The 11,449-nt window shown below is 58.4% G+C and carries 11 protein-coding genes; 2 read left to right on the plus strand and 9 right to left on the minus strand.

Going from position 1 to position 11,449, the window contains the following annotated elements; translation table 11 throughout:
- Positions 1-22: 22 nt before the first annotated feature.
- Entirely contained in the window at positions 23-676 is a 654-nt protein-coding gene (locus AACY18_RS11500; protein ID WP_339431090.1) for an HD domain-containing protein, read from the minus strand.
- Positions 677-827: 151 nt separating this feature from the next.
- Here AACY18_RS11500 and AACY18_RS11505 point away from each other — a divergent pair, with 151 nt between their 5' ends.
- Positions 828-1,307, plus strand: coding sequence for a GNAT family N-acetyltransferase (locus AACY18_RS11505; protein WP_339464899.1), 480 nt, complete (start codon positions 828-830; stop codon positions 1,305-1,307).
- Between the two features lie 66 nt (positions 1,308-1,373).
- Here AACY18_RS11505 and AACY18_RS11510 read toward each other — a convergent pair whose 3' ends face one another.
- From AACY18_RS11510 to AACY18_RS11535, 6 genes are all read right to left on the minus strand, one after another.
- Entirely contained in the window at positions 1,374-2,366 is a 993-nt protein-coding gene (locus AACY18_RS11510; protein WP_339431092.1) for a LacI family DNA-binding transcriptional regulator, read from the minus strand.
- A 75-nt stretch (positions 2,367-2,441) separates the two neighbouring features.
- The gene (locus tag AACY18_RS11515) at positions 2,442-3,911 is read right to left on the minus strand and encodes a glycoside hydrolase family 32 protein (protein ID WP_445261471.1); all 1,470 of its coding nucleotides are present in this window, start codon (positions 3,909-3,911) and stop codon (positions 2,442-2,444) included.
- A 29-nt stretch (positions 3,912-3,940) separates the two neighbouring features.
- On the minus strand, positions 3,941-5,086 hold the full coding sequence (locus AACY18_RS11520; RefSeq protein WP_339431094.1) for an ABC transporter ATP-binding protein: 1,146 nt from the start codon (positions 5,084-5,086) through the stop codon (positions 3,941-3,943).
- A 27-nt stretch (positions 5,087-5,113) separates the two neighbouring features.
- Positions 5,114-5,956: a carbohydrate ABC transporter permease gene (locus AACY18_RS11525; protein ID WP_339431095.1), complete on the minus strand. Its 843-nt coding sequence runs from the start codon at positions 5,954-5,956 to the stop codon at positions 5,114-5,116.
- Positions 5,953-6,918, minus strand: a complete 966-nt coding sequence (locus tag AACY18_RS11530; protein ID WP_339431096.1) for a carbohydrate ABC transporter permease — start codon at positions 6,916-6,918, stop codon at positions 5,953-5,955. The genes AACY18_RS11525 and AACY18_RS11530 overlap by 4 nt, the downstream gene beginning before the upstream one ends.
- 21 nt (positions 6,919-6,939) lie before the next feature.
- Positions 6,940-8,214 (minus strand): ABC transporter substrate-binding protein, encoded by a 1,275-nt coding sequence (locus AACY18_RS11535; RefSeq protein WP_339464900.1) that lies wholly within the window; start codon positions 8,212-8,214, stop codon positions 6,940-6,942.
- Between the two features lie 168 nt (positions 8,215-8,382).
- On the opposite strand from AACY18_RS11535, the gene AACY18_RS11540 reads away from it, so the two are divergent.
- Positions 8,383-9,948: a carbohydrate porin gene (locus tag AACY18_RS11540; protein ID WP_339431098.1), complete on the plus strand. Its 1,566-nt coding sequence runs from the start codon at positions 8,383-8,385 to the stop codon at positions 9,946-9,948.
- A gap of 236 nt (positions 9,949-10,184) precedes the next feature.
- Here AACY18_RS11540 and AACY18_RS11550 read toward each other — a convergent pair whose 3' ends face one another.
- The gene (locus tag AACY18_RS11550; RefSeq protein WP_339464901.1) at positions 10,185-10,883 is read right to left on the minus strand and encodes an outer membrane protein; all 699 of its coding nucleotides are present in this window, start codon (positions 10,881-10,883) and stop codon (positions 10,185-10,187) included.
- Between the two features lie 85 nt (positions 10,884-10,968).
- Entirely contained in the window at positions 10,969-11,442 is a 474-nt protein-coding gene (locus AACY18_RS11555; RefSeq protein ID WP_339431100.1) for an SRPBCC family protein, read from the minus strand.
- Between the last annotated feature and the right edge of the window lie 7 nt (positions 11,443-11,449).

Raw genomic sequence — 11,449 nt, forward strand, 5'->3', positions numbered from 1 at the left:
GAACGGTCGAGCGCGATTGCACTCAGGCGACGCCGATTTCTTCCTTCAATTGCTCCATGAAACCCTTAAGGCGTTGATGACGGATCAGCGCCAGACGCTGACCGGCGGCGGTCTGGAAACCGTCGGCGAGGTGCAGCAGTTTGGTCTGGAAATGATCGAGGCAGAAGCGTGTGTCGTCGTAGTTGCGTTGTTTCGCTTCGGGATCTAGCGGGTCGTAAAGCGCCGAGCCCATGCGCCCGGCGACATAGAACGTGCGAGCGACGCCGAGCATGCCCAGCGAATCGAGACGGTCGGCGTCCTGGACGATTTTTGCTTCGAGGGTAAGCGCGGCGATGTTGGCGGAAAAACTGTGCGCCTCAATGGCGTGGGCAACCGCGGCGATTTTTGCTGACGGCCAGTTCAGTTCTGCCAGCACCGTTGACGCTTTTTCCGCCGCCAGACGCGAGGCCTGCGAGCGCTGCGGCGAGTTCTTTTCGATGGCCACGCAATCGTGCAACAGCGCCGCGGCCAGCATTATTTCAAGATCCCCGCCTTCCTCGGCCTGCAACGTACGCACGTTGTGCCAGACCCGCTGCAGGTGCGCGAGGTCGTGAGCACCGTCGTCTGAAGGCTCAAGGGCGTGGGGCAGTAGATCCGTTGCCAACGTCGCCAGTGGTACAAAAGCGTTAGGGTTCATTAGCATCCTTTGAGGTGAGCGCTATTGTTGTGGGCGCGGCGCTAAATCATCAGCTGCCCGGCCCTGCCAAGGTCAAGCGTTGAATTGCCATGTGACGAGCGCTCCGTCGCGCCTTAGTATGGCGCTTTCCAATTTCCAACAAGGCCCGTCCATGTCGATCGAAATCCGCCCGGCGACCCCCAGCGATGCACCGCAGATCCTCGCCTTCATCACCGAACTGGCAGATTTCGAAAAGGCCCGCCACGAAGTCATCGCCAGCGTCGTCGACATCGAACGCAGCCTGTTCGGCGAAGGCGCCACCGCCCATGGACTGATCTGCCTGCGCGACGGCCTGCCCATCGGTTTCGCCGTGTTCTTCTTCAGCTATTCGACCTGGCTGGGCAGCAACTGCCTGTACCTCGAAGACCTCTATATCACCCCGGAACAACGCGGTGGCGGCGCCGGCAAAACCCTGTTGCGCCATCTGGCAAAAATCGCCTGTGACAACGACTGCGGCCGCTTCGAATGGAGCGTGCTCGACTGGAACACCCCGGCCATCGACTTCTACAAATCCCTCGGCGCCCAACCACAGGAAGAATGGGTGAGGTATCGCATGGATGGCAAGGTGCTGCGCGAGTTCGCCGAAGGCTGAACACCGATGGGGACGTGACAGACGAATGGCCAATCGAAAGCAAGCGGGTGTGCTATCACCTAATGCTTATAGTGATGCCCTGATCACCAATGGACAATCAACTGGCTGGGCTCCCGATTCGTCGAGGGACTCGATCAGGTGCCGGGCAGCCTTGCGACCGATCTCGTAGTACGGCAGTTGCACTGTGGTCAGCGGCGGGATGAACAGCTCAGCAATACCGATCATGTTGTCGTAGCCGAGAACGGCGACATCGTCGGGAATTTTCAGGCCACGGCCCAACAGTAACTGATAGGCACAAAAGGCAATGCGGTCGTTGCCACAGATCAGAATGTCGAACTGGGGACGACCCTCAATGATGTGCCGGTCGAGGATGGCGGCGGCTTCACCATAGGCATCATGATCGCAAAGGTCGTATTGCAGGACTGCGTCAGGCGCAAGGCCAAATGCCTGGCAGGCACGCTGCAAGCCTTTTTGTCGCAGGTCCCAGGCCAGACTCTGTTTTGGCAGATTGATACACAGAGGGCGCCGATAGCCTTGGCTCAATGCGTGATGTACAGCGCGATACTGCCCCGTTTCGTCGTCGGGCACATAACTCACCAGGCGACTGTCATCCGCCAGGCAATTGGCAAGTACCAGTGGTTTGCTCTTCAAACGCTCGGGAATGCACACCTGGCGAAAGCCCATGGCGCTGAAGATCAGCCCGTCGGGACGGTGCGACAACATCAGGTCGATGTTTTGGTCGGTGGGTGGGTTGCTCAACAGGTTGAGGATGAACACATTCCAGCCCGCCTGCTGCGCGGTCTGTTCAATGGACAGCAGCAACTCGACGGCAAACGGTGTGGTCGCGGTGTCCAGCGCGAACACACCGATGGTTCGCGACTGGAGGTTGTCGCCGCGCATTTTGCGCGCCGACAAGCTCGGTACGAATTGCAGTTCATCGATGGCGCGACGCACCCGCAGAAGGGTTTCGGGGCTCAGTTTTTCCGGGTTGTTGAGCGCTCGAGAAACCGTCATCAGGGACACGCCGGCCAGCAGTGCAACGTCTTTCACTGAAGTCATGTCAGGCGAAACCGATCAGATTGACGCAGAATCATGACACATCGCCCGCGCTTCTCGCGACTCGAGTGACGCTGCTCATAGCCATCCCGAGGCGAGAGGCCATGCCCTGGTAATCGAGACGCGCCCGCCACTGCCGCTTGCAAGAAGCTTCACGCCAAGACTGTCGGGCTTTGGGTAGAGGCGACTGCTGAGGCTGAAGCGCCCGTTTTCGTCGAACACCTCAATCGATGAGCGATCGAGGAACACCCGTAGTTCCAGTCGCGCTTGTGTCGGGTCTATCGACACGCTGCGTTGACCTGTGACTTGCGTACCCGAGCGGCTACGGTCAAGCACCAGACGCTGCAGTGACGCATCGTAGTAGAGCCGCGTTTCTTCCTGGCCATCGACGCTGCAGCGCAAGGCGATGCCCAGGTGGCCGTCGGTGCAGCCGAGCAAGTCCAGATGCACATGGATTTCGAGCATATCGCCATTCACTTCTGGCACCCACCGGGCTCCCGACTCCTCCCACCAAAGCGTGCCCGGTAATGGCGCTGTGCGCAGAGCGGTGAGCTCCCGTGCCGGAAACACGCAAAGGCGATCGGCGCACAGTTCAAGTTCGCGTGGCAAACCGAGCATGCCGCACCAGTGATGGGCCTGGCTCGGCATCGGGCTTTCCCACATGTCGAGCCATGCCCACACGAGGCGCCGGCCATCGGCGGCCAATAGCGTTTGCGCGGCATAGAAATCGTGGCCGTTATCCAGCTCGATAAAAGGCCCGCCAGTGAAGTGCCAGTCGCTGTCGAGTCGGCCCACTCGGTAACCGGTCTGGTACTTGTTGAGTCGGTCGTAACCTTGGGATGACATGCCTTGGGGGGAGTACAGCAGCACATCGCGTCCGTTCAGTCGAAACAGATCCGGGCACTCCCACATATAGCCATCGCCCTCGCTGCCGCTGGATACATAGTCAAGGAACTCCCAAACGTGCAGATCCGTGGAACGGTACAGCGGGAGCAGCGGCCTATCGCCCAGGCGTGCGCCGGCAATCAGGTACCAATAGTCATCCTCCTTCCATACCTTGGGGTCACGAAAGTGCATGATCGTGTCTTGCGGCGCGGTCTCGATGACGGCGCCATGCTTGACGAACCGGATGCCATCGGTGCTGGTTGCCAGGCACTGCACTTGACGGATCAAGCGCTCGTCACCCACTTCCCCCAGCCAGGTGTGTCCGGTGTAGATCAGTGCCAGGGTATCTGCGCACACCACAGCGCTACCGGAAAAACATCCGTCACGGTCGAAGTCATCGCCCGGTGCCAGCGCTATGGGTAGGTGCTGCCAATGAACGAGATCGGCACTCTTGGCATGACCCCAATACATCGGGCCCCATTTCGCTTCGAAGGGGTTATGTTGATAGAAAACGTGATATTCGCCCCGAAAGTACACGACCCCGTTAGGGTCGTTCATCCAGCCTGCCGGGGGGGCAATATGATAACCGGGTCGATAATCCTGGATGACGCGGGACAGGCCATCACTCAGCGCACGCTGCGCAAGGTCAAGGGTGCAAGGCATTGGATCGCTCAGGGTCTTCAAAGACAAGGTCATAGGGCGCGTGCTCGTACCGGGCGCAGAGGGACGCCGTCGGGCAGGGTTTCAGTGGCTTGAGGATGGCGCTTCAAGGCTGCGCCGTCGGCGTCGAACAGGTGCAGGTTGTCGATGTCCAGTTGCAATTCGACCCGATCGCCCACCTGCCAACCGGCGCTGACCTCACAACGACAGGTCAGCGGCTCGTCCTGACCGGTATCCAGGTGCACATAGGTTTCGCTGCCCAGGTATTCGACCCCGGTCACGACGACGCCGGCGGTTCCATCCGCCGCCTTGAGCGAGACGTGCTCCGGACGAATTCCGAGGCTCAACTGCGTGCCCGCCGCCAGGTTCGAGCTGTCGAAGGGCAGGGCGGTCATACCCAAAACGGCGGTGTCGATCAGGCTGGTTTCGCCCGGCGCATGCAGGCGCGCCGCAAGGAAGTTCATTTTTGGCGAACCGAGAAAACCGGCAACAAAGCGACTGGCCGGGCGCTCATAGAGTTCGCGCGGTGAACCGACCTGTTCTACGCGACCGCCATTGAGCACCACAATTTTGTCAGCCAGGGTCATCGCTTCCACTTGATCGTGGGTGACGTAGATCATGGTCGAGGCCAGTCGATCATGCAGCCGGGCGATTTCGTTGCGCATCTGCACCCGCAAGGATGCATCCAGATTCGAAAGCGGCTCATCGAACAACAAAATGTCCGGTTCGCGCGCCATGGCTCTGCCCATGGCCACACGCTGACGCTGCCCACCGGACAGTTCTTTTGGCTTGCGTTGCAGCAGTTTGTCCAATTGCAGGATTTGCGCGGTTTTCAGCACGCGCTCGCGCAGGCTGCTCTTTTCAGTCTTGGCCAGTTTGAGACCAAAGCTGATGTTGTCGTAGACGCTCATGTGCGGGTACAGCGCATAAGACTGAAATACCATGCCGACGCCTCGCTCGCGCGGTTCCAGGTCGTTGACCCGTCGCCCGTCGATCAGCAGGTCGCCGCCGCAGATCGAATCCAGTCCGGCGATCAATCGCAGCAGGGTCGACTTTCCGCAGCCCGAAGGGCCGACGAACACCACGAATTCACCCGCCGCGATCTCCAGGCTGACGTCGCGCAGAATCCGTACGCCGCCCAGTTGTTTGTTCACGTTGTCCAGTTTCAATTTGATCACGATGCTGTTCCTTGTCTTTGTTGGGCATCAACCCTTTAACGCGCCGGCAGTGAGACCGGAAACGATTCGGCGCTGGAAGATCAGCACCAGAATCACCAGTGGGACGGTGACCACCACGGAGGCGGCCATCAACAATCCCCAAGGCAACTCATGGGGGCTGCCGCCGGAAATCAAGGCGATGGCGACTGGCACGGTGCGTTGGGTGTCGGTGAGGGTGAAGGTCAGGGCAAACAGGAACTCGTTCCACGCGGCGATGAAGGCCAACAAACCCGTGGTGACCAGTGCGGGCCATAGCAACGGCAACAGCACTCGGGTCAGTGTGACCCAGGGCGAGGCGCCATCCATGATTGCCGCTTCTTCCAGTTCATGGGGCAGTTGGCCCATGAACGTGGTGAGCACCCAGACGGTGAAGGGCAGGGTGAAAATCGTGTAGCTCAGGATCAACGCCAAAGACGTGTTGTACAGACCCAGGGCGCGGATCACTTCGAACAGCCCCGACAGTACGGCGACTTGGGGAAACATCGACACGCCCAGAACCATCATCAATACCGTGCCACGTCCACGGAATTTCACCCTTCCCAAGGCATAGGCGGCGGTCAGGCTGAGGAACAGCGCCAGTGTCACTACGCACAACGCAACCACCAGCGAATTACCAATCGCCCGCAGGAATGAGGCTTGGTGGAGTACCGTCGTGTAATTGGAGAAGTCGGGAGTTTCGATCCAGTAGCTCACCTCGAACAAGGCGCTGGACGGCTTCAGCGACGTCACGATGGCGTAGTAGAAAGGGAAGACCGCATACAGCAGCAACACCCCGATCAGGCACCAGAACCCGAGACGCAGCAGGGTTTTTTTCAGCAGGCGCGGGCTCATGAGCGGACCTCCAGTTGACGGCGTCCGAGGTACAGGTAAGCCATGGCGATTACCGCTACGACCAGAAACAGCAAGGTCGAAGCGGCGCTGCCGTAACCGACGTCCTGAAACTCCACCAGGTGTTGGCGGGCATAGACCGACATGCTCATGGTGCTTGATGAGTTCGAGGTCAGCACATAGATGACGTCGAATACCCGCAAGGAGTCGAGGATGCGGAAGATGGCCGCCACCAGCAGAGCAGGCATCAACAGTGGCAGCGTGACACGCCAGAACACTTTCAGCGGATGAATGCCATCGACCCTGGCGGCTTCGTAACAATCGCTCGGCAACATCTGCAAGGCCGCGAGCATCAGCAGCGTGACAAAAGGCACGGTCTTCCAGACGTCGACGATGATCACCGCCCACATCGACAGATCTGCATCGGCTGTCCAGGCCAGAGGCGCATCGATCAGGCCGAGGCTCAGCATCAGGTGATTGATGATGCCGAACTGGTCGTTAAGCATCCATGACCAGATCTTCGCCGAGACAATGGTTGGAATCGCCCAGGGAATCAGAATCAACGCACGCACCAGCGAACGGCCGGTGAACTTGATGTTCAACAGCAACGCCACCAGCAGCCCCAGGACGACTTCCAGTCCCACCGACACCACAGTGAAATGCAACGTATTGCGCACCGCATTCCACCATTGCGGATCGACCAGGATGCCCGACCAGCCGGCACTGCTGTGAAACAGATAATTGCTCAAGCCGACAAAGGTTGCATCGCCCGTCTCGGCCAGGCTTGCGTCGGTCAGGCTAAACCAGAATGTGCGCAGCAGCGGCCAGGCCGCCACCAGGGCCAGGCACAGCAACATCGGGCTCAGGAATAGCCACGCGGCGCGAACGCGACGGCGTTGTACCGGCGTTTCCCGAGTGAGCAGGTGCTCTTCGTCGCCGGGGGCGAGTGTAGTGGAGGCAGACATGGTGATTTCCTTCCTTGTGGCTTACCAGTTCTGGCGTTTGATACGCGTGAGTTCGCTTTCCAGTTCGGCCAGCGCTTGATCGACAGGCAACTCGCCCGCCAGCACGCCATGCACTCGATCGAAGAACGCATTGGAGACCCGTGGATAGCGATCGGCAGTGATGGAGGCGGGGCGCATCACCCCATCGTTGAGAATGCTGTGCAACTGAGCGTAATAAGGCATGGCCGCGAGCAATTCGGGGTCTTGATAAAGCGACTCGATAACCGGGTTATAGGCGCCAATCAGGGCACGGTGTTTTTGCTCTTGGGCACTGGTCAGATAGTTCACCAGCTCTGCGGCAAGTTTTGGGTTGGCACTGTAGCGCGATACCGCCAGGCCCCAGCCACCGAGGGTGGAGGCATGTGTGCCGGCTTCGCCGCCGCGGGGCAGGGGAGCGACCCCAACCTTGTCTTTTACGGCGCTGTCCTGGCTTTGTACCAAGGCCCAGACATACGGCCAGTTACGCATGAACAGCGCATTTCCCGATTGGAATACGCCACGTCCTTCCTCCTCGGTGTAGTTGAGTACGCCACGCGGGGAGATGTCTCCTACCCAGCTTTTCGCCAGGGTCAAAGCCGTTTTCGAGGCCTGACTGTTGACCACGATGTCGCCTCGTGGATTGACCAGTCCGCCTTGCGGTTGGCTGCTGATCCATTCCAGTGCATTGCACGTCAGGCCCTCGTAGGCGCGCCCCTGAAAAATGTAACCCCACGCATTGGGGTTCCCGGCAGCGCGTTCGGCCTGTTGAATACTTCTGGCGGTCGCGGTCATTTCTTGCCAGGTCTGGGGAACTGGCTGGTGGTACTTTTCGAGCAAGTCTTTGCGGTAATACAGCAGGCCCGAGTCAGTGAACCACGGCATCGTCACCAACCGTCCATTCACCGTGGCGTTATCCACCTGTGCCTGGAAGTAGCCCTGGGTCGCGTTGGCAGGAAGGACCTCGCGCAGATCCAGCAGATGTTTGGCCAGCATCCCCGGCCACACCATATCGATTTGAATGATGTCGATGTCGGCGGACTGCGCGCTGAGGATCTGCTGGTAGAACGACAACCGCTCGGTCGCCGAGTTGGGCGTGGAAACCACCTCGACATTGTTGCCGGTCTGTTTCGACCACGCCTCGACAGCCTCCTTGCAGAGTTGTAACTCCGCACCCACCGCACCGCACGAGATCGTCAAATGGGCTGCGTTCGAGAGGGATGGAAACCCGGCACAGAGGGCGAACAGTGTGGCTGGCAGGAGAGATTTCAGATGTTTCATTGAGCACCCTTTATTTTTGTTTTTAGAAAAGTTAACGTTAACATCGCCAAATGTAGCAGCGTATTTGCGATGGGGCATCCTTTTTTTCGTCGATTGCGACAATTCACAACTGACGAAAAATGGCCGGTCGCGGGAACAAAACAATAAAAACAAAACAGGGAAATCCACATGCAGAAAGCATCAGGCTGGCTACTCGCAGGCGTGCTCGGCACATCGGCGGCCACCTCTCAGGCCGCGACTCTGGAAGAGCGCATGGCCGCGTTTGAAGCCCGTGCCAGCGCAGCGGAACAGCGTGCAGCCGCAGCCGAACAGCAAACCCAGGCGCTCGCCAGGGAACTGCAGCAAATCAAACTCGCCACTCCCGCTTTGCAGCCCGCTGCGTCCACTGCCGCCGCCCATTCGACGCCTGCTTTGGATACCCGGCTGGCAAAACTCGAAGCCCGTCAGGACAGCATGGAAAAAACGGGCAGTACTGGACACCTTACAGACGGGTTCAGCTTCAAAGGCTATGCCCGCTCCGGATTGCTGATTGACGAGGGGCTTGGTGGAGGCCGTGGCGGGCCTTATACAACGCCGGCCGGCTCAGTTGGTGGTGCTGTCGGGCGACTCGGCAACGAAGACGACACCTACATGCGTATAGACCTGTCGAAAGAAACCTATGCGCAGAACGGCACCCGCGCCAAATTCACGGTGTCCATCGCCGATGGTGTGGAGAGCTCCAATGACTGGACGGCCGACGAGAGCAACCTGAACGTGCGTCAGGTCTTTACCGAGCTCGATCATCTTGCCGCCTTCAAGGGCAACTCAGTGTTCGAGAACGCCACCTTGTGGGCAGGCAAACGATTCGACAGGGATAACTTCGATATCCATTGGCTGGACTCCGACGTGGTCTATCTGGCCGGCACCGGAGGTGGTATCTACGATGTGCAGATGAACAAGAACTGGCGCTCCAACTACTCTTTGATCGGGCGTAGCTATGGGGATTTCAGTGAGGGCGGTGTCAATGCCGATGTGCAAAGCTACATCCTGACCTCCAACCAGTTCTTCGATAATGGTCAGTGGCAGTGGATGTTCAATGGCATTGGCTCAAAGAAAAACGACTTCGGCAATCGCAGCAATCAAGCAGGCCTGACGCCTGCGGATTCCGGCTTGCACAGCATGTTGGCCAATCATCAGAAAAACTTCTTCGGCCGGGAAGGCTTCTTCAAAACGGCGCTGCTCTATGGACAAGGTTTGGGGGCAGAGGTCAAGAACATCGGTTCGGATGGCGAACTGATCGACGACGCCCGCGCTCTGCGCCTGGCGCTTTATGGTGAGACACCCATTGCCCCCGGCTGGCGTATCGGCCCCAGCTTGCTGGCCGAACAGAGCAAGGACAGATACGTCAAGGGTGACGACTACCGCTGGATGACCCTGAACGTGCGTTTGGCCAATGCAATCAACAGCAATTTCGAGATGGCCTACGAAATGAGCTGGCAAACCATGGACCTCGACCCCAAGGGCTACAGGCAACGCAATGCGGTCGACGGTAACTTCTGGAAATTCACGGTCGCTCCGACCTTCAAGCCTGACGTTGGAGACCTTCTCACACGTCCCGAATTACGAGTATTCGCCAGTTTCATGAACTGGTCTTCGGATCTGGACAGATACAGTTCCACAGACAACTTCGGCAAGACGGACTTCAACGCCGGAGGTGTTTGGCAATACGGGATACAAATGGAAACCTGGTTTTAATGTTTGAACACGCCGGCCAGCACGCCTTCAGCGCGCCGGCCGGCTGTTGTTGCAAACAGTGATGTCGGCTGCAGACATCTGCTTTGAGATTGGCCATGAAAATTTGGCCAACTTCAACAGGCACTGTGACAGCGAAATGAAGTGACACCGAATATCGTCGTGGAACAGCAGTGGCGTTATTCAATCCTCAGGCTTGTCATAGCGACGCCGTGCCAGGCGTCGATGCATTTAACCGCTTAGAACCAATAATGCAGGCCGAGCATTAATGACTGGGCGCTGTAGTCAGTGCGCACATCGCCTTGGGGCAGGCCCTGAATGTCGCCGAAGTGCGCATCGCGCGTCTTGAGGTATCGATAATCCAGGGATGTGGACCATTGATCGGTGAGCTCGAAACTGACCCCGGCTCCGAGTTGATAGGCCGACACGTTGTCGCGATGAGTATTGCCGAAGTGGACGCCGCCGGCTTCCAGGCCACTGATTGATACGGTGCTGTAGCCCAGGCCGCCACCCATGTAGGGCGTGAACCGACGGAAGGGCGCCGGGAGGTTCAGGAAGTCATACCAGAGGTTGGCCATCAGGCTGGTGACTTCCTCTTTGCCTTTGCCCGGGATGCTCCCGCCGCCTTCGTAGACCCGGTTATTGAATTGGGTGAGAGTGTTTTTGCGGTAACTGAGCTCCACTTCGGGTCTGAGCCCGACGGGGAATCGCCAGCCCAATGCCAGTCCCGTGGCGTAGCCGGAGTTTAAGGGGTGATTGAACTGCATCTCGACAAAATCGAGGTTGTTCTGATTGAGGTTTTGCGGCGCAACCCAGTTCAGGCCGCCCATGACACTGATGTAGGGGCCGAGCGTGTCGGCGGAACTGGACGCTGGGTTGACAAAGCCCATGCCTATGACGCCCATCACGAGATACTGAGTGTTTTTTAGTAAGTTCATGCTCGGTCCGAAGTGTGCCGTTATCGATAAGTAGACGAATCTTGCTCAGGCGTGAGCGTTCAATACGCCCGTTCCCGGTATTTTTTTAGTGCTGGCAATGCGCGTCAGGTTTTTCGAACACGAGGTTGTTCATCGCTTTAGCTCGTTGTTCCGCCAGGGTGCGCAGGTTGGTCAGTGCGGTGGTCATGGCTGCCGTCAGCATCTTTCGTAATAGCCCGCGGTATAAAAAACTGAAGGGACCGGAGATCTTCGCACTGTGGGTGACCTGGGTTTCATGCGGGGAAAGCCTGTGCATCCGGTGATCGAACTCGAGGTCGATCCAAAGCAGTCTTGCCGTGTTCCGATAGCTTTCATGCAGCCGCACCGCTTCCAGTTTCAGTGGCATGCTCAGGCCATTTTTGAGGACGCACTTGCCCCGCGTTCCAGGCTGGAACGGGCCATCGAGTTCACAATGTCTGACGTCGGTATCCCATAACGGCGCTTCTGAGAAGTTGCTCCAGATCTCCCAGATTTCAGAAGGAGGCGATTTGACTCGGACTTGCACATTTACATCGTTCACGGCGACA

This window comes from Pseudomonas sp. EA_65y_Pfl2_P74 (genome assembly GCF_963970575.1).
GTDB classification, from domain to species: Bacteria; Pseudomonadota; Gammaproteobacteria; order Pseudomonadales; family Pseudomonadaceae; genus Aquipseudomonas; species Aquipseudomonas baetica_A.

Coding starts and splice junctions, on each gene's coding strand:
- AACY18_RS11500 (WP_339431090.1), bottom strand. CDS start 676: ATGAACCCTAACGCTTTTGTACCACTGGCGACGTTGGCAACGGATCTA.
- AACY18_RS11505 (WP_339464899.1), top strand. CDS start 828: ATGTCGATCGAAATCCGCCCGGCGACCCCCAGCGATGCACCGCAGATC.
- AACY18_RS11510 (WP_339431092.1), bottom strand. CDS start 2,366: ATGACTTCAGTGAAAGACGTTGCACTGCTGGCCGGCGTGTCCCTGATG.
- AACY18_RS11515 (WP_445261471.1), bottom strand. CDS start 3,911: ATGCCTTGCACCCTTGACCTTGCGCAGCGTGCGCTGAGTGATGGCCTG.
- AACY18_RS11525 (WP_339431095.1), bottom strand. CDS start 5,956: ATGAGCCCGCGCCTGCTGAAAAAAACCCTGCTGCGTCTCGGGTTCTGG.
- AACY18_RS11530 (WP_339431096.1), bottom strand. CDS start 6,918: ATGTCTGCCTCCACTACACTCGCCCCCGGCGACGAAGAGCACCTGCTC.
- AACY18_RS11535 (WP_339464900.1), bottom strand. CDS start 8,214: ATGAAACATCTGAAATCTCTCCTGCCAGCCACACTGTTCGCCCTCTGT.
- AACY18_RS11540 (WP_339431098.1), top strand. CDS start 8,383: ATGCAGAAAGCATCAGGCTGGCTACTCGCAGGCGTGCTCGGCACATCG.
- AACY18_RS11550 (WP_339464901.1), bottom strand. CDS start 10,883: ATGAACTTACTAAAAAACACTCAGTATCTCGTGATGGGCGTCATAGGC.